Annotated in this window: 18 protein-coding genes and 1 pseudogene; 9 read left to right on the top strand and 10 right to left on the bottom strand. The window is 62.1% G+C overall.

Going from position 1 to position 17,695, the window contains the following annotated elements:
• Positions 1-47: 47 nt before the first annotated feature.
• Genes tldD through rodA form a run of 3 tightly spaced genes read right to left on the bottom strand, consistent with a single transcriptional unit; the run spans position 48 to position 3,534 of the window.
• Positions 48-1,508 carry a metalloprotease TldD gene (gene tldD, locus U5O12_RS02100; RefSeq protein ID WP_322577037.1) on the bottom strand — a complete coding sequence of 487 codons (1,461 nt, stop codon included), beginning with the start codon at positions 1,506-1,508 and terminating at the stop codon, positions 48-50.
• Complete coding sequence (locus tag U5O12_RS02095; RefSeq protein WP_322577036.1) at positions 1,505-2,383, bottom strand: NAD(P)-dependent oxidoreductase; 879 nt, start codon at positions 2,381-2,383, stop codon at positions 1,505-1,507. Before U5O12_RS02095 ends, tldD begins: the two co-directional genes overlap by 4 nt.
• On the bottom strand, positions 2,380-3,534 hold the full coding sequence (rodA, locus tag U5O12_RS02090; RefSeq protein WP_322577035.1) for a rod shape-determining protein RodA: 1,155 nt from the start codon (positions 3,532-3,534) through the stop codon (positions 2,380-2,382). The genes U5O12_RS02095 and rodA overlap by 4 nt, the downstream gene beginning before the upstream one ends.
• 35 nt (positions 3,535-3,569) lie before the next feature.
• Here rodA and U5O12_RS02085 point away from each other — a divergent pair.
• The 8 genes and pseudogenes from U5O12_RS02085 (at position 3,570) to U5O12_RS02050 (ending at position 11,175) form a co-directional block, all read left to right on the top strand.
• Positions 3,570-4,176 (top strand): annotated as a pseudogene (locus U5O12_RS02085) (YqiA/YcfP family alpha/beta fold hydrolase).
• Positions 4,177-4,223: 47 nt separating this feature from the next.
• Positions 4,224-6,359 (top strand): ribonuclease catalytic domain-containing protein, encoded by a 2,136-nt coding sequence (locus U5O12_RS02080; protein WP_322577034.1) that lies wholly within the window; start codon positions 4,224-4,226, stop codon positions 6,357-6,359.
• On the top strand, positions 6,356-7,216 hold the full coding sequence (locus U5O12_RS02075; RefSeq protein ID WP_416221424.1) for an energy transducer TonB: 861 nt from the start codon (positions 6,356-6,358) through the stop codon (positions 7,214-7,216). The genes U5O12_RS02080 and U5O12_RS02075 overlap by 4 nt, the downstream gene beginning before the upstream one ends.
• Entirely contained in the window at positions 7,213-7,944 is a 732-nt protein-coding gene (gene mtgA / locus U5O12_RS02070; RefSeq protein WP_322577033.1) for a monofunctional biosynthetic peptidoglycan transglycosylase, read from the top strand. Before U5O12_RS02075 ends, mtgA begins: the two co-directional genes overlap by 4 nt.
• A gap of 184 nt (positions 7,945-8,128) precedes the next feature.
• Positions 8,129-8,740: a lysophospholipid acyltransferase family protein gene (locus U5O12_RS02065; RefSeq protein WP_094482088.1), complete on the top strand. Its 612-nt coding sequence runs from the start codon at positions 8,129-8,131 to the stop codon at positions 8,738-8,740.
• A gap of 8 nt (positions 8,741-8,748) precedes the next feature.
• Positions 8,749-9,738, top strand: a complete 990-nt coding sequence (locus tag U5O12_RS02060; protein WP_322577032.1) for a phosphatidate cytidylyltransferase — start codon at positions 8,749-8,751, stop codon at positions 9,736-9,738.
• A 40-nt stretch (positions 9,739-9,778) separates the two neighbouring features.
• Positions 9,779-10,327 (top strand): crossover junction endodeoxyribonuclease RuvC, encoded by a 549-nt coding sequence (ruvC, locus tag U5O12_RS02055; RefSeq protein ID WP_322577031.1) that lies wholly within the window; start codon positions 9,779-9,781, stop codon positions 10,325-10,327.
• A 179-nt stretch (positions 10,328-10,506) separates the two neighbouring features.
• Positions 10,507-11,175 (top strand): substrate-binding periplasmic protein, encoded by a 669-nt coding sequence (locus U5O12_RS02050; RefSeq protein WP_322577030.1) that lies wholly within the window; start codon positions 10,507-10,509, stop codon positions 11,173-11,175.
• On the opposite strand, the gene U5O12_RS02045 is transcribed toward U5O12_RS02050, so the two are convergent.
• Both U5O12_RS02045 and U5O12_RS21095 read right to left on the bottom strand, forming a co-directional pair.
• The gene (locus U5O12_RS02045) at positions 11,172-11,471 is read right to left on the bottom strand and encodes a flagellar basal body protein (protein WP_322577029.1); all 300 of its coding nucleotides are present in this window, start codon (positions 11,469-11,471) and stop codon (positions 11,172-11,174) included. The genes U5O12_RS02050 and U5O12_RS02045 overlap by 4 nt on opposite strands.
• Positions 11,472-11,571: 100 nt before the next feature.
• The gene (locus tag U5O12_RS21095) at positions 11,572-11,898 is read right to left on the bottom strand and encodes a 4'-phosphopantetheinyl transferase superfamily protein (RefSeq protein WP_416221431.1); all 327 of its coding nucleotides are present in this window, start codon (positions 11,896-11,898) and stop codon (positions 11,572-11,574) included.
• Here U5O12_RS21095 and U5O12_RS02040 point away from each other — a divergent pair.
• A complete protein-coding gene (locus U5O12_RS02040) occupies positions 11,803-12,000 on the top strand; it encodes a hypothetical protein (protein ID WP_322577028.1) in 198 nt (65 codons plus the stop codon). The two genes, U5O12_RS21095 and U5O12_RS02040, sit on opposite strands and share 96 nt — an antisense overlap.
• Before the next feature lie 260 nt (positions 12,001-12,260).
• Here the strand turns inward: U5O12_RS02040 and U5O12_RS02035 are convergent, their stop codons facing one another.
• From U5O12_RS02035 to U5O12_RS02015, 5 genes are read right to left on the bottom strand one after another with little or no spacing between them, the layout of a single operon-like run.
• Entirely contained in the window at positions 12,261-13,493 is a 1,233-nt protein-coding gene (locus U5O12_RS02035) for a beta-ketoacyl-ACP synthase (RefSeq protein ID WP_322577027.1), read from the bottom strand.
• Positions 13,490-14,245 carry a 3-ketoacyl-ACP reductase FabG2 gene (locus U5O12_RS02030; RefSeq protein ID WP_322577026.1) on the bottom strand — a complete coding sequence of 252 codons (756 nt, stop codon included), beginning with the start codon at positions 14,243-14,245 and terminating at the stop codon, positions 13,490-13,492. Before U5O12_RS02030 ends, U5O12_RS02035 begins: the two co-directional genes overlap by 4 nt.
• Complete coding sequence (locus U5O12_RS02025; protein WP_322577025.1) at positions 14,214-15,893, bottom strand: beta-ketoacyl-ACP synthase; 1,680 nt, start codon at positions 15,891-15,893, stop codon at positions 14,214-14,216. The genes U5O12_RS02030 and U5O12_RS02025 overlap by 32 nt, the downstream gene beginning before the upstream one ends.
• Positions 15,890-16,468: a DUF3261 domain-containing protein gene (locus U5O12_RS02020; RefSeq protein WP_322577024.1), complete on the bottom strand. Its 579-nt coding sequence runs from the start codon at positions 16,466-16,468 to the stop codon at positions 15,890-15,892. Before U5O12_RS02020 ends, U5O12_RS02025 begins: the two co-directional genes overlap by 4 nt.
• The gene (locus U5O12_RS02015) at positions 16,456-17,682 is read right to left on the bottom strand and encodes an NAD(P)/FAD-dependent oxidoreductase (RefSeq protein WP_322577023.1); all 1,227 of its coding nucleotides are present in this window, start codon (positions 17,680-17,682) and stop codon (positions 16,456-16,458) included. Before U5O12_RS02015 ends, U5O12_RS02020 begins: the two co-directional genes overlap by 13 nt.
• Positions 17,683-17,695 lie beyond the last annotated feature (13 nt).

The following is a 17,695-nucleotide window of genomic DNA, read 5'->3' as shown; positions in this document are numbered from 1 at the left end:
GTGCGGAATGCATGGGGTTCAATGTAGCACAGGTTTCAAAATCTGCTTTACGCAGTTCCACCTACGGTCAATCCGTCAATGCGCAGCGTGGGCTGGCCCACACCCACAGGCACACTCTGGCCTTCTTTGCCGCAGGTGCCCACGCCGCTGTCGAGTTTCATGTCGTTGCCGATCATGGAGACGCGCTTGAGGCACTCCGGGCCGCTGCCCACAATGGTGGCGCCCTTCACGGGATACAAGATCTTGCCGTTCTCCACCCAGTAGGCCTCAGACGCACTGAAGACAAACTTGCCGCTGGTGATGTCGACCTGGCCGCCACCGAAGTTGACGGCATACAAGCCCTTCTTGATGCTCTTGACGATTTCTTCGGGTTCCTTGTCGCCACCCAGCATGTACGTGTTGGTCATGCGCGGCATGGGCACGTGGGCGTAACTCTCACGCCGGCCATTGCCGGTGGGCTTCACGCCCATCAGGCGGGCATTCATGTTGTCCTGGATGTAGCCCTTCAAAATGCCGTCTTCGATCAGCACAGTCTTCTGGGTGGCATTGCCTTCGTCGTCCACATTCAGCGAACCACGGCGGTCCGCAATCGTGCCGTCGTCCAACACGGTCACGCCCTTGGCGGCCACGCGCTGGCCAATACGGCCACTGAAGGCGCTGCTGCCCTTGCGGTTGAAGTCGCCTTCCAGCCCGTGGCCAATCGCTTCGTGCAGCAGGATGCCGGGCCAGCCGGAGCCCAGCACCACGGTCATTTCGCCGGCAGGTGCGGGGCGCGCATCCAGGTTGGTCAACGCCGCGTGCACCGCTTGATTCACATACTCTTCAATCTGCGCGTCGGCAAAATAAGCCAAGCCGAAACGACCGCCACCGCCGGCCGAGCCCACCTCGCGGCGGCCCTTTTGCTCGGCAATCACGGTGACCGACAGGCGCACGAGTGGGCGCACATCGGCGGCCAGCGTGCCATCAGCCCGCGCCACCATCACCACGTCGTATTCGCTGGCCAAACCGGCCATCACCTGGATGACGCGCGGGTCTTTGGCGCGCGCCAGCTTTTCCACCTTGCCCAGCAGCTCCACCTTGGTGGTGCTGTCCAGGGTGGCAATCGGGTCCAGGCCGGCGTACAGCTTGCGGCTGCTGGCGATCTTGGTGGCGGGCGTCTTGGCACGCTTGGACTGGGCCGCGCTGGAGATGGTGCGCACGGTACGCGCCGCGTCCAGCAGGCTGGCTTCGGAAATGTCGTCAGAGTAGGCGAAGGCGGTTTTCTCGCCGCTCACCGCGCGCACGCCCACGCCCTGGTCGATGCTGAAAGAACCGGTTTTGACGATGCCTTCTTCCAGGCTCCAGCCCTCGGAGCGGGTGTACTGGAAGTACAGGTCTGCCTCATCGACCTGATGCGCCTTGATTTCGTTCAGGGCTTTGGTGAGATGGCTCTCGTCCAGCCCAAACGGGGTCAGCAGCAGGGACTTGGCCGTGGCCAAGCGTTCGATGGTGGGTTCGCGGGTGATCATTCGGCCATTTTAGGCCGCTGCAGAAAGGTCAGCAGGGCCGCGTCATCCAGCCCTTCCATGCCTGCGGCTACTGCGGCGGCAAACACCGCACTGGCGCTGGCGCCCAGTGGGCCGGCAAAGCCGACGTGCTCGGCCGCTTCCTGCGCCAGGCGAGTGTCCTTGGCCAGCAGCGTCAAGTGGGCGCGCGGCGCCAGGTCGCAGGCGATAGCGCGGCGCATGCGGTCGCTGCCTATCCAGCTTTGGCCGCTAGACTGCTCCACCACATCCAGTGTGCGGCTCAAATCCAGCCCCATACGGCCGGCCAACGCCATGACCTCGGCCGCACCCACCAGGTTGATGCCAGCCAACAGGTTGTTGACGAGCTTGGTACGCGCGCCGTCACCCACGCGTTGGCTGATGCGGAAGACTTTGGTGGACAACGCATCCAGCAAGGCCTGCACCCGCTCTACTGCAGCATCTTCGCCAGCCACCATCAGGCTCATGCTGCCATCGCGTGCCCGCGCAGGGCCGCCGGACATGGGGGCGTCGATGGTGTGGATGCCGCGCTCAGACAGTTGGGCGGCAATAGATTCGACGTCTTGCGGGGCAATGGTGGGGCACAGCAGCACCACATGGCCTGGGGGCAAGTGGGGCGCCAGACCCTCCGCGCCAAAGAGCACATCGCGGGTCTGGGCAGCATCCACCACACAGACGATAGTTGCTATGGATTCAGTAGCTGCTTGCGCAATATCCAAGGGGGCTAGAGCACCAAAAGACAATAAATTCCGCACTTTGACCGTATCTACATCGTGCACCCAAGGCGCCCAGCCCAGGCTGCACAGGCGCTGCGCCATGGCGCCGCCCATATTGCCCACGCCAACGATACCAATGTTCATGACTGAACGAGACGTTTGGAGTTCGAGATCGACATCAAAATCCCCAGCGCCAGCCCCAGCGTGACCATCGCGGTACCGCCGTAACTGATAAACGGCAACGGCACACCCACCACGGGCAGGATGCCGCTGACCATGCCCATGTTGACAAAGGCGTAGGTAAAGAAAATCATGGTCACTGCCCCGGCCAGCAGGCGCGAGAACAGCGTAGGCGCTTCCAGCGCAATGGCCAAGCCGCGCAGGATCAGGAATACGAAGGCAGCCAGCAAGCACAGGTTGCCAATCAGGCCAAATTCTTCCGAGAACGCCGCAAAAATGAAGTCGGTGGTGCGCTCGGGGATGAACTCCAGGTGGGTTTGCGTGCCTTTCATGAAACCCATGCCGGTGACCCCGCCCGAGCCGATGGCGATCATGCCCTGGATGATGTGGAAGCCCTTGCCCAGCGGATCCCGCGTCGGGTCCAGCAGGGTGCAGATGCGCTGCTGCTGGTAATCGTGTAGCACCGCCCAGCGCACGCCGTCGGCACACAACTGTGGCTCAAACACCACCAGCAGCACAATGCCCACCAAGCCAATCGCCACCGGCGGAATCACCAGCTTCCAGCTCATGCCGGCAAAAAAGATGACCGCCAGGCCCGCGGCCAGCACCAGCAACGAAGTACCCAGATCCGGCTGGCGCATGATCAACCCCACTGGCACCAGCAGCAGCAAGCCTGCCACCACAAAATCCAGCGGGCGCAACTGGCCCTCGCGCTTCTGAAACCACCAGGCCAGCATCAGCGGCATGGCAATTTTGAGAATCTCGCTGGGCTGGATCACGATGCCCACATTCACCCAGCGCCGCGCACCTTTTTTGGTAATGCCAAACACTGCCACCGCAATCAGCAGCGCCACGCCCACCAAATACAAAGGCACGGCCACCGCCATCAACCGCTGCGGCGGCACCTGGGCCACCACAAACATAATGGTGGCAGCGATCAGCATGTTGCGGCCATGGTCCTCAAAGCGGGTGCCATGGTCGTAACCCGACGAGTACATGGTGAGCATGCCCGCACAAGCCAGCATGAAAACCGCAAACGCCAGCGGCCCATCAAAACCTGCAAACCAGGGCGCGATGCGCTGGCGCAGAGGGACTTTTCCGAATTGGTAAGACATAAGAGGGCAATTATCCCGCCAACTATCATGGCCCCATGGCATCCGATTCCACGAAACATCCGACCACCCACCTGCTTTACCTGCACGGCTTCCGGTCGTCCCCCCAGTCCACCAAGGCGCGCCAACTCGCCGCCCACATGGCGGCGCACCACCCGCAGGTGCGGTGGTGGTGCCCGCAGCTCCCACCCTCGCCCAAAGACGCCATGGCCTTGCTGTTGGACGGCATTGCCACCTGGCCATGGGACACCATGGCCGTGGTGGGCTCCAGCCTGGGCGGCTTTTACGCCACCCATGTGGCCGAACACACGGGCTGCCGCGCTGTGCTGGTCAACCCGGCGGTGGCCCCGGCGCGGGACCTGGCCAAGTACATCGGTGAGCAAACCAGCTGGCACGACCCAGCCGAGCGCTTTTTCTTTCTGCCCGGAGTACGTGGACGAGCTGAAGGCGCTTGCCTGCGGCCCCCTGGGCCACCCGGAGCGTTATCTGGCCTTCATCGCCAAGGGCGACGAGGTGCTGGACTGGCGCGAAATGCATGCGCGGTATGCCAACAGCCCCCAGGTGCTCCTGGAGGGCGGAGACCACGCGCTGAGTGACTTTGAATCCCATATGCCCCGCCTGCTGGCCTTTTTGCATCTGGTCTGAAACCGCCTTCCCGGGCCCGCCTCCATTTGCAGGGACAATCTGCCCCTATGTTTGTACTGTTTGAAGAAGCCGGAAAGTTCATGGCCGGTCGTGTGCTGTCAGAGGCGGAAGCCTCTGCACAGGTGGAGCTGGATTCCGGCAAGCGCGTCAAGGTCAAGGGCGCCAATATCCTGATCAAGTTCGAGAAGCCTGCCCCGGCAGAGCTGATGGCGGCCGCCCAGGCCCAGGCGCAAGCCATTGAGCTGGACATGGCCTATGAATTTGCGCCGGACACCGAGTTCGGCTTTGCCGACCTGGCCAAAGACTATTTTTCGACCAACGCCACGCTGACCGAGCAGGCTGGCATGTTGTTCAAGCTGTTTGACACACCGCACTACTTCCGCCGCGCGGGCAAGGGCCGTTTCAAGAAGGCCCCCGCCGACATCATTGCCCAAGCCCTGGCCGCCATTGAGAAAAAGCGCCTGCAGGCCGAGCAAATCGCCCAGTGGGCCGTGGACCTGGGCGCAGGTACTTGCCCCGAACCGATCAAAGAGCAGCTCTACAAAATCCTGTTCAAGCCCGACAAAAACGCGCCCGAGTACAAGGCCGTGGTCGAAGCCAGCCGCGCCACACACACCGCACCGCTGGAACTGCTGCAAAAAGCCGGCGCCATCGCGTCGCCCTACCTGTTCCACTGGAAACGCTTTTTGCTGGAGAACTTCCCCAAGGGCACGGGATTTCCCGCCATCGCCGCGCCAGCCATTGCCGATGAGTTGCCGCTGGCGCCGGTGCAAGCCTTCTCCATCGACGATTCGCAGACCACCGAAATTGACGATGCACTGAGCCTGCAGGGCCTGGGCAGTGGCACGGTCACCATCGGCATCCACATCGCCGCACCGGGCTTGGCCGTGTTGCCGGGCAGCCCCGTGGACGCGCTGGGCCGCGCCCGCCTGTCCACCGTCTACATGCCGGGCTACAAGGTCACGATGCTGCCCGACGACGTGGTGCAGACCTATACGCTGCAGGAAGGGCGCGACTGCCCCGCCGTGTCGCTGTATGTGACGCTGGATGAAGCCACGCTGGAGATCAAGGCCAGCGAGACCAAGCTGGAGCGCGTCCCCATTGCGCACAACCTGCGCCACGACCAGCTCGACGCGGTGGTAACCGAGCAATGGCTGACCGACACGGAATTTGAGCATCAAAATGCCACCCAACCCGCGTCGAATCTGCGCGAGCAGCTATCATTTTTATACCGCCTGGCGCGTGACCTGAAGGCCAAACGCGAGGTGGTGCGCGGCAAACCCGAGACCTTCAACCGGCCGGACTACAACTTCCGCCTCCGCCGCGCCGAGCCGCCTCAAGCGGCAGAAGCCCCATCGGGGGGCAGCGCAACACGCGAAGCGGGAAGCGTGGGGGCCTTGACCAGCAACGATGGCGCCGAGCCGCAGGGCGACGAAACCGTGCTCATCAGCATCCGCCAACGTGGCGCGCCGCTGGACCTGATCGTGGCCGAGGCCATGATCCTGGCCAACAGCACCTGGGGCAACCTGATGGCCGAGATGGGCGTGCCCGCCATCTACCGCAGCCAGGCCAGCCTGGCGCCCGGCGTAAAGGTGCGCATGGGCACCAAGGCGCTGCCGCACGCGGGCATTGGGGTCAAGAGCTACGCGTGGGCCACCTCACCCCTGCGGCGTTACACCGACCTCGTGAACCAGTGGCAAATCATCGCCTGCGCGCGCCACGGCAAGACTGCAGCCCTGGTGGCGCCCTTCAAGCCCAAGGACGCCGACCTGTTTTCCATCATCTCGCAGTTCGATGCGGCCTACAGCGCCTACAACGGCTACCAGGGCGCCATGGAGCGCTTCTGGACCATGCGTTATGTGCAGCAGCACGGCATCACCGAGCTGGTGGCCACCGTGTTCAAGGAAAACATGGTGCGCGCCGACGACATTCCGCTGGTGCTGCCCGTGATGGGCGCGCAAGGCCTGCCGCGCAACGCCAAGGTGCGCGTGAAGCTCGGCGAGATGGACCTGATCACGCTGGACGTGCACGGCACGGTGGTGGAGCGACTGGATGCGCCAGCCGAAACCCCGAGCACCGAGGCGGACGAGAGTGAAGACGAAGACGATGTGGCCGGCCCGATTGCGATTGCCGTGGACGTGAATGAGGCCCCCGAAGGCGCCAGCGATAATTCTGCCTCGTGAAGCTGCACAACATCACCACCCTCCAATGGGCGCTGGGCGCCTCCATCGCGGTCCACGCGGTCTTGCTGACCGTGCGTTTTGTGGACCCCGAGGCCTTCAACCGCGTGTTCGAAGACCAGCCGCTGGAAGTGATTCTGGTGAATGCCAAGAGCAACGAGAAGCCCGACAAGGCGACTGCCATCGCGCAGACCTCGTTGGCTGGCGGTGGTGATGCAGACAAAGGCCGGGCCACCAGCCCTTTGCCGCCGTCCCTGCTGACCGACGTGGGTGACTCTCTAGAGGAAGAGTCGGCAAAAAAGCTGCAGACACTGCAAGAGCAGCAAAACCTCCTGCTGGCCCAGGTGAAAAACCAGCTGGCCGCCCTGCCCCCACCCGACCCCAGCCAAGCGGCCAACAAGGCCGAGCAAGCCGAACGTGAAGAAAAACGCCGCCAGCTGGTCAAGCTCTTGGCCGAGATCGAACGGCGCATCAACATGGAGAACGCGCGACCCAAGAAGCGTTACATCAGCCCGGCCGTGCGGGAAGAGGTCTACGCGGTGTATTACGACAGCCTGCGCCGTGCGATTGAAGACCGCGGCACCGAGAACTTTCCCCAAAGCGGTGGCAAAAAACTCTATGGCGAGCTGACCATGGTCGTCACTGTCAACCATGACGGCCGCGTGATCGACACCGACGTAGTGCAAAGTTCCGGCAATACAGTACTGGACAAACGGGCCGAAGCCATTGCCCGGACCGCAGGCCCATTTGGCAACTTCAGCGCGGCCATGCGCCGCCAGGCCGACCAGATTTTGGTGGTCTCGCGCTTCAAATTCACCCGTGACGAGACCCTGGAAGCCAAGGTTTCGGCATCGCAATGAAGAGCCTGTGGCGTTGGATTTGGCTGTGTGTGCTGGCCTTGCTGGCACTACAACTCTACTTTGTGGGCCGCATTGCCGCCATGGCCGTGGTGGCCCCGCAGAGCACGGCCTTTGAGCGCTCCGAAGCCTGGCGCGTCACCGCCGAAAAGGGCGAGCTACGCTGGCGCCAGCAGTGGGTGGACTACGCGCAGATTTCGGACAATCTCAAGCGAGCGGTGATTGCATCAGAAGATGACGGTTTCAGCCAGCACGACGGGGTGGACTGGGAAGCACTGGAGAAAGCCTGGGCCAAGAATGCCAAGGCCGAGCAGCGCGCCGAGTCGCGCGCCGCCACGGGCAAGGCCCTGCCCAAACCGCCCAAGATTGTGGGCGGATCCACCATCACGCAGCAGTTGGCCAAGAACCTGTTTCTTTCGGGCGAACGCACGCTGATGCGCAAGGGCCAGGAGTTTGTACTGACGCTGTTGCTGGAGCAGTTGCTGAGCAAGCAGCGCATTCTGGAGATTTACCTCAACAGCGTGGAGTGGGGCGAAGGCGTGTTTGGTGCGGAGGCTGCAGCCCAGCACTATTTCCGCAAACCTGCAGCGAAGCTCAGCGCTTACGAGGCGGCACGTCTGGCCGTGATGTTGCCGAGGCCCAAGTACTTTGAGAAGGTGCCCAACTCGGGCTACCTGGCCAACCGAGCGGGGACGATTGTGGCGCGCATGTCGGATGCGCAACTGCCTTGACTCCCGTTTCTAGCGCAGCGTGTTGGTGCTCACCCGCAGCGGACCAGGGGTGAGCACCGCCGTTCGTGTCCCCCGGCCCTGGAGGGCCGGGAGACACGAACGGAACGGAGTACCCTGCCCGCCGGAGACAGCGCGCACAAACCCCCGAATTCAACAGGGAAGTTCGGTAGGTATCATCCCCGCCATGCTAGCCAAGTTGATGAGTTACTTTTTGCTCGGTCTGATCCGGGTGCTGACCGGTGCGCAGGCGCGCTGGCACGGTTGCCCGCCCAAGGCCGAACAGCGCATTTATTTTGCCAACCACCAGAGCCACGCTGACTTGGTGATGATCTGGGCCGCCCTGCCCAAGGAGCTGCGCCACATCACCCGCGCTATCGCAGCCAAAGACTACTGGACCAAGACACCGTTCAAACAATGGCTGACCAGCGCCGTCTTCAACGTAATCTACGTCTCGCGCGACCGCACGGCCGATGAAGACCCGCTGGAGCCACTGGTGGAGGCGCTCACCAACGGGGATTCCATCATTCTCTTCCCCGAAGGCACACGCGGCCATGCCGAAGAACCCCAGGCCTTCAAGGCCGGGCTCTACAACCTGGCCACCCGCTTTCCGAATGTGGTGCTGGTGCCCGCCTGGATCAACAACGTGCAGCACGTGCTACCCAAGGGCGAGGTGGTGCCGGTGCCGGTGCTGTGCTCCGTCACCTTCGGTGCGCCCATGCAGGTCGAAGCCGGGGAAGACCACCGCAGTTTCGCTACGCGTGCGCGCAACGCCGTGATCGCGCTGCGCGAGGTGTAAAGGCGTTTATGTATTTCTATCTGAAGAACCTCACCGCCACACAGCAGATTGGCGCGCTGTTCATCATCGTGTTTGGCCTCTTGCTGCTCTCCAGCATCGTGGCCTTTGTGCTGTCGCTGCGCGAATATGGCGATGATGCTGCGGGCGATCTGCGTCGCAAGGAGCTCAAAAGCTTGGACGGCGTGATCCGCACCAGCTGGTTCATGATGTTTGTGTTCTGGGTCGGCTGGGTGGCGGGCGACTGGGTGGCGCTCACGCTGTTCGGCCTGGTGTCCTTCTTCGCGCTGCGCGAGTTTTTGACACTCTCACCCACCCGCCGCGGCGACCACCGCAGCCTAGTACTGGCCTTTTTTGTAGTGCTGCCATTGCAGTACTGGCTGGTGGGCACTGAGCACTTCGACATGTTTGCGGTGTTCATTCCGGTCTATGTATTCCTGGCCCTGCCGCTGACCAGCGCACTGGCCAATGACCCGCAGCGCTTTCTGGAGCGCAATGCCAAGCTGCAATGGGGCATCATGGTGTGCATCTACGGCATGAGCCACGTGCCCGCGCTGCTGATGCTCGAGTTCCCCGGCTACAACAACAAAAACGCCTTTATGGTGTTCTTTCTGGTGCTGGTAGTGCAGACCTGCATGGCCACACAGCACCTGGTCTCGCGCAAGCTGCAACGTGCGCCTGTTGCGCCCGCCATCAGCCAGAGCTTCAACTGGCCCAGCTGGTGGATTGGGATTGGTGTCGCCAGCGTGTTCGGCGCGCTGTTGGCCGGCATCACGCCATGGGTGCCGGGCACCGCGTTTGCGTTCAGCTTCATTGCCTGTGTGGCCGGGTCCATGGGACATTTTGTGATGAAGGCCCTCAAACGCGACCGCGGCATTCCGAGCTGGGGAAGCGAGGGCAACGGCGTAACCGGTGCTGGAGGCCTGCTCGACCGGGTCGATGCACTGTGTTTTGCTGCGCCCGTTTTCTTCCATTCGGCGAGATGGTATTTTGATCTCTAGCCCTTGTGCAGCATGCGCAAGCAGCTCCTGAATTCATAGCATGCGAATCCTTGGTATTGACCCCGGACTGCGCACCACCGGCTTCGGCGTGGTGGATGTGGTGGGCGCTGATGTGCGCTACGTGGCCAGTGGCACCATTGGCACCCAACACCTGGACACGCGTGCCCTGCCTGAGCGCCTGAAGGTGCTATTTGACGGCATGGGCGAGGTGGTGCAGCGCTACCAGCCCACCTGTGCGTCGATTGAAATCGTGTTCGTCAACGTCAACCCGCAGTCCACCCTGCTATTGGGGCAGGCCCGCGGAGCACTGATCACCGCGCTGGTCACGGCCGGACTCCCAGTGGCTGAATACACAGCGCTGCAAATGAAGCAAGCAGTAGCCGGCCACGGTCGCGCGCACAAGGACCAGATCCAGGAAATGGTGAAACGCCTGCTCAGCCTACCCGGCCTGCCCGGGCCAGATGCCGCCGATGCGCTGGGCCTGGCCATCACCCACGCCCATGCGGGCAAGGCCATGGCCCGTCTCGCGGCGGCTGACGGGGTTGGGGGCAATGGCAAAGTGTCGTACCGGGCCGGGCGACAGCGCTAAACGCACCAAGTTGATGCAAGTCAGCGCCATTAAATAAATCGCAGTTACGATGACGAGTCTTTACATTCGTCATCCCCATGCCTCTTCGTCGGGTCCCCCACTGCGTTTTGCTTGCGCTCGCCAGCGTTGCGTCACTCAGCGTATGTGCCACGCCAAGCGAGGCCCTGGGCCAACGATTGGTGGCATACACCGAACACTGGCCCCCTTACAACTTTGCCGAGTCAGGCAAAGTACAAGGCATTGCCACCGATGTGCTGCGCGCAGCCTGTGAATTGGCCGAATTGCGCTGCAGCTTTCAGGTCGTGCCTTGGGCGCGTGGCTACCGCGTGGTTCGCAACACGCCCAATACCGTGCTCTACACCACGGCGCGCAAGCCCTCACGGGAAGACCACTTCGTGTGGGTGGGCCCCCTGCTTCCGCGCACCACCTGGGTCTACACACGCAATATCTCAGGGCAACCTGTGCGCGACGCCAAAGAGCTGGCGCAATTGCGCATTGGGGTTGTGCGCGAAGAAGCCGCGCAGCAAGACTTGCAAGCAGCGGGGGTACCGGCCAGCGCCTTGGTTGAAGAAAGCTCCAACGACGCTGTTTTTCGGATGTTGATGGGGGATATGGTCCAAGCCATGGTGGACACGGAGGTTGGCATGGCTTGGAACCTGCGCAGTGTGGGCCGCCCTGCTGGCAGCGTCACCAAATTGCTCAAACTCAGTGACGATGGCGGCTACTACTTTGCCCTGAACCGGCAGACCAACCCGCTCATGGTACGCAAGCTGCAGCAGGCCGTCGACAAACTGCGTGCCGAGGGCCGCTTGGACGCTATCGTCAAAAACTACGAGCCAGCACCCTAGACCTTGGTGTCCAGCAAGGCCCCAGCCATCTGGTTGCTGGTCTTGAAAACCGCAAGATTGGCAATAAAGCTGTGCTTGGCCTGCAACTGGGTCACCACATCGGTTTCCAGCGCATTGCCAGCCACCTCAGCCTGCCGCACCGTGGTGCTGACGCCCCCCTGCGGTTGCTCGGTTTGCACTGCTTCCTGACGCTTGAAACCATCGGTGGCCAGGTTAGCCACGTTGTGGGCACTGGCGTTGAGCGAGGTTTGCGCCGCATTCATGCCCGACAAAGCGATCGAAGACAAAGAATTCATGGATCAATCCTTCCCGGCGAAGGTCCGGGTGAACTCTATTGTGCAATTCCCGTCCAAAACCGCCAACGAAAATGCCCCTGCCACCAGCGGCATCCAAGGCTCAAGACAGCTCGACCATTCGCCCGACGCGCACAGGTGGAGGAGCATGGCAGCCTCCCAGCCAACCAGCACAACGGACGTTACCCGCCAATAAGCCATGCAGACTGAGGGTAAGCGACTGGGTTTGCCAACTCCAGGTATTGGCTTCTGCCGCCCCGGAGTCCCGCAAGGCGACAGAGGCCATACGCCCGAAGTCCAATCCATAGCCCTGACACTTTAGCCAAGCTTCTTTTTGAGTCCAAAAAACGAGGAAATCTCGAGCAGCCTGCTCAAGGGTCTGCACCTCCAGGTGCCGCTGCTCCACGGGATGACATACCGCCTGCGCCATGGCCAGGATTGGTCGCACGCGAACTCCCGCACACTCCAGATCGACTCCCAGTGGCCCATTGCCTGCAACAGCAGCCAACACGTCACCGCTGTGCGAGAGTGAAAGGTGGCAATCACTCCGCGCGAGAAGTTGCGGCACATGCCCCCGCTCTGCAGTGGTTTGCCAATCCATCCAGTGGCCGCCCCACTGGGCCACGGAGACACTGCGCAGTAGCCAGCGCGCGGCAATGAATTGTTCACGCCGCCGATTCCCCTCCATGGCATCTAGCCGTTTGCGCTCGCTGGCAGTCAAGAAGGCGAGAAACCCCGCTGGGCATTGGGCCAGCAAGGCATCGCATGTAGCCAGCAAAAATACCCCTTGGGCTATGACGGCCACCGTCGCAGGATCAGCGAGGTATTGATGCCGCCGAACGCAAAGTTGTTGCTCATGATGGTGTCGTGCTCAATGCGCCGGCCCTCGCCCATGATGTAGTCCAACGCTGCGCAGCGTGGGTCCACTGTCCGCAAATTGAGCGTGGGGGCAAACCAGCCCGAACGCATCATTTCCAAGCTCATCCACACCTCCAGCGCCCCACATGCACCCAGGGTGTGGCCCATATAGCTCTTGAGGGAGGAGATGGGCATCCGTTCACCAAAGACTGCATGCGTCGCTGCAGATTCCGCCACATCGCCGTGGTCAGTGGCCGTTCCGTGGGCATTGACGTAGGCGATATCCGAGGGCTCCAGCCCCGCACCCTCCAGCGCCAAGCGCATGGCTGTCATCATGGTTTCGGTGTTGGGCTGGGTGACATGGCGGCCATCGCTGTTGGTGCCGTAGGCCAGGATTTCTGCATAGATCTTGGCGCCCCGGGCCCGAGCGTGCTCGAGTTCCTCCAGCACCAGGGTACACGCGCCCTCCCCAAGTACCAGACCATCGCGGTCTGCGTCAAAGGGGCGTGGCGTCAGTTCGGGGGAGTCGTTGTGCTTCACGCTGGTAGCAAACAGGGTGTCGAACACGGCAGCCTCGGTCGCGTCGAGCTCTTCTGCGCCACCGGCCAGCATGGCCACCTGCTTGCCCGACTGGATGGACTCGAAGGCGTACCCAATGCCCTGGCTGCCTGATGTGCAGGCACTGGAGGTGGTAATGATGCGCCCCGTGATGCCGAAGAACACGCCAATGTTGACCGCCGCCGTGTGGGACATCATCTTGATGTAAGTAGTGGCGTTGATGCCCTCGGTCGACTTCTCGGTGATCATGCGGCCAAAGTCGCCGATGGAGGCGGGTGTTCCTGCGGAGGAGCCATACGAAATGCCCATGCGCCCACTCTTGACCAGAGCATCCCCCAGCAGGCCGGCATCTTCCAGTGCCAGCTCACTGGCGCGGGTGGCCATGACGGCAACCCGACCCATGCTGCGCAAGGTTTTGCGGTTGTAATGCGCTGGCAAGGAGAACGGTGCGGCGGGTGCCCCCACCTGGGTGTTCAGGCCGTCGAAGTCAGCCCATTCCTTCATGACCTGAACTGCATTGCGTCCTTCGCGCAGATGCGACTCCACCGTCGCCCAATCGTGCCCCAATGGGCTGATGGCCCCGATACCACTGATCACAACACGCTTCATCCCACCATCCCCCCATTCACGGAAATCACCTGACGCGTGATGTACGCCGCGTCTTCCCCCATCAAGAAACTCACCACAGCGGCAACCTCTTCGGGTTTGCCTACGCGTTTGGCCGGAATGATCTTGAGCGCCTCTTCCACTAGGCGGGCATCTAGCATTTCGGTATCTATCAGACCTGGTGCCACGCAATTGACCGTGATGGCGCGACTGGCCAGCTCAACAGCCAGCGCCTTGGTAGCACCCATGATGCCAGCTTTGGCGGCGCTGTAATTTACCTGCCCACGGTTGCCCATGATGCCCGACACCGACGCCAACGTGACGATGCGTCCGGGCTTTTTGCGACGCACCATGGGCATGCTCAGGGGGTGCAGCACATTGAAAAAACCATCCAGATTGGTGTATATCACCATATCCCAGTCCTCCGCAGAAAGTGCGGGGAACGCGTTGTCGCGGGCAATACCGGCATTGCACACCACCCCGTAGTAGCAGCCGTGCGCCTCCACATCGGACAGCAGCACCGCAGCAGTGGTGTCCCGGTCCGCCACATCAAACTGCAACACACGCACAGAACGCCCCATGGCCTGAATCTGCGCAGCGACCTCTTCGGCAGCAGCGATACCGCTGCGGCAATGCAGCACCAGGTTGTAGCCATCCCGCGCCAAGCGCAAGGCAATGGCACGCCCTATGCCACGACTGGAGCCGGTCACTAGTACGGTCTTGTCATCCAAGGTTTGTCTCCTGCAAAAACTCATTGGCATTCGGTGGCTCGAACACCGTCAGCGCGCCAGTGGCAACAAGCTCATCGGCAATCTCGATCTGGCAATCAAACTGGCCCAACCCGTTGTCGGCCTGAAACTGAACCTGCACACGCACGTGCAAGAGCTCCCCTGGGAGAAACGCACTGCGCTGGCTGGTGTACTTGCGGCACCCCAGCAAAAAACCGATGCGGGGCGACTCGCCGCGCTGCCGGGCATGCCACCCGGCCCAAGCTGCAATCGCCTGGGCCATGTACTCCAAGCCCACCCAACCGCCGACCACGCCGTCCACACAGAACAGGTCTTCTGCGTGAATGTGCACTTCGGCCTGCAGCCCCTGCGCATCGGCCTGCACCACACGGGTCAGCAGGCTCATGCTGCCGGAATGCGGCACCAGACTTTCCACCGGTGCAATGCCGGCGGCGTTCAGGCTCGAATCGGCGTCTTGCGCAGCAGAGGCAACCCGCCCGAAGACCAGGGAGGCGTTGCTTCCGCCAAAAGCAAAAGAGTTGCTCATCACATAGTCCAGCGCCTGCCCGCGCAGTTGCCCGGGCTTCACCAGGCTGATGGCGGGCAGGCTCGCGTCCACCGCACCATCCCACCAATGGGGTGGCAGCAGACCCGTCGGGTTGTCCACCAGGCTTAGCCAGCAGATGGCCGCCTCAATGGCCCCGGCCGCACCCAGGGCATGCCCGGTCAAAGGCTTGGTAGAGCTCACAGGGACATGGTCACCGAACAGCTCCCAGATGGCTTTGCTTTCCATCGCGTCGTTTTGCAGCGTGGCCGTGCCATGCATGTTGAGGTAGTTCACCTCTGCAGCTTGCAACTGTGCGCGCTGCAAGGCTTCCCGCATGGCGGCCACAGCACCCTTCCCCGAGGGGTCTGGCGCAGAGATGTGGTGCGCGTCTGACGCCTCACCCCAACCGGCCAGGCGCACAGGGCCGGGTTTCCGAGTCACCAGGAACAGGGCGGCGCCTTCACCAATATTGATTCCGTTGCGGTTCGCACTCATCGGATTGCAGCGCGACACGCTGATCGACTCGAGCGCGGAGAACCCGGCAATGGTGAACTGACACAACGAATCCACGCCACCCACAATGGCGGCATCGCACACGCCTGCGCGCAAAAGACGTGCGGCGCTGGCAAATGCCTTGGCACTGGAAGAACAAGCAGTGGAGACCACGTAGGCCGGCCCGGTCACACCCAGAAGGCCCGCCAAGGCCTCAGCTGGGGAACCGATCTCCTGCTGCGCCAAGTCAAATGTTTCGGGCAGTGCACCACTTGCATGGTGCTGTGCCATCGCGGCCTCGCTCTCGCTTATGCCAGAGGTGCTGGTGCCCAGTATCACGGCCATACGGTTGGCTCCACATGTCGACAGGGCAGCATCCACCTCCTGGCGGATTTGCGACAGGGCTATCAGCATCAGGGCATTGTTGCGGCTGCGCTGCGATGTAGGCAACACATCCAGATCAGGCAAGGGCCCGAGAACAGCCCCCAGATGCAAGCTGCGATCAGCAGGCCAGCCCCCCCCCGGCGCCACGCCGCCGCAGGCGTCTGCCCACAGGGTGGCGCGAGAGGACTCCTTGTCGGCGCCCAGCGCACTCACCATCCCCATGGCGTTCAGGTACAGGGCAGAAGAGCTCATGGCACATTGCCTCCGTTGTCGCGGGACTCCACTTGCAGGCGGTAGCCCTCCGCAAGGTTGTTTAGATCAGCCTGCCCCGACCACCGCAACGCATCGCTGTAACGGATGTCAACCTGCATTTTCCCATTCAGGAGCAATTGGCGTTGCTGGGCAGACTCCACCAAAGACCAGCCAGGCTGCAAGTGGCTGCGGATCACCTCCACAGGCCAGTACAGCAACTGCACATCGCGCAGGATGTGAGACGCATCCACCTCCGCCGGCAGCATCGGGCTACGCCGGAGTTGCAATTCCTTGCCATCCCACTTCAACGTCATGAGCCGCTGCCCGATCGCCATGGCGATCAGTTGCAGAGCATCAGGGGTTACCTCCAGCACGGCGTCCAGTACGGGGGCCTGTGCCGCCAGCGGCTGCGCGCCATTGGAAATCCGCACCACCGTCAAGCGCTGGGTCAGGCTCAGGCTAGCGCCAAACGACGCAGGCGACAGGCGCAACTCGGGCACGATGCCCGTCGCTGGGCGCTGCGGCGTGCACGCCACCAACAATACGACGAGCCATAGGCAGATCAGACGGCGCACAGCTGCTCCAGGGTCTTCAGCCGCCATGGCTCAGCCACATAGGGGTTACGCCGATCCCAGGCGTAGCCCGCCAGAATGGCCGAGATCATTTTGCGGACTTCTACAGATTGGTCCGGTTTGAAAATCACGTCCTGGAAGCCGCCTGCGTACCAGCTCTCCACAAAGGCGCGGAAGGCATCCACTCCTTGCTTCAAGGGCACTGCATAGTCTGCCTGCCAGTCGACGGTCTCGCCCTGAAATTCACGGTCAATCGCGGCGGCGGCGAGACTGGCAGATTTGAACGCGATGGTGACGCCGCTGGAAAAAACGGGGTCCAAAAACTCGCCTGCATTGCCCAGCAGGGCGAAGTTTCGTCCTGCAAGGGATTTCACATTCGCAGCGTACCCGGTCAATTTGCGCGCCGGCGTATCCCAGTTCGCGCCCTTGAGCAAACCCGACAGCGTAGGTACCTCGGCAATGATCGCTCGCAGACGCTCCAGCTCGGAGCCACTGTACTTGTCCAGAAAATCGGTACGTGCCACCACGCCCTGGGAGCATCTGCCATTGGAGAACGGAATGGTCCAGAACCAGACATCCACGTGCAAGGGGTGCACGCTCACCAGAATCTTGCTGCGGTCAAAAGTCCCTGGCGGGATGTTGTCTTCCACATGGGTGAAATAGGCGCCGCGCACCGGAAATGCTGACGGCGTTTCCAGATCCAGCAATCGCGGAAGAATGCGCCCAAACCCGCTGGCGTCCAACAAAAACCGGGCGTTGACCCGGTAGGTCTCCCCGTCGGGTGCCACAACACTGACGAACGGCGTCTCACCCGCCACATCCACGGCGACCACCTGATGCTGGTAGCGCACGTCCGCGCCCGCCTTGGCTGCGCCATTTGCAAGTACCTGGTCAAAATGCGCACGCTGCACCTGGTAGGTGGTGCCCCAGCCGCTGGAGAACTTTTCGCGGAAATCAAACGCCGTGTACTTGTCACCACGCTGAAAGGCGGCGCCGTTCTTGTACTGGAACCCAGCCTCCACGACGTCCTGCAAATAGCCTGCAGCCTCGATATACGCCATGGATTGGGGGAGCAGGCTCTCACCAATCGAAAAGCGAGGGAACTGTTCTTTCTCTAGCACCAACACCTGACGACCCTGCTTGCGCAACAGGCCTGCCGCCACAGCTCCAGCCGGGCCCGCACCGATGATCAGTATTTCTGTTTGTTCAACACGCATTGTTTTCCCTTTT

Source organism: Rhodoferax sp. (genome assembly GCF_034519335.1).
Lineage (GTDB): Bacteria > Pseudomonadota > Gammaproteobacteria > Burkholderiales > Burkholderiaceae_C > Allorhodoferax.
The sequence above is the reverse complement of the archived record's forward strand: the minus strand, read 5'-3'. Positions and strand labels throughout refer to the sequence as shown.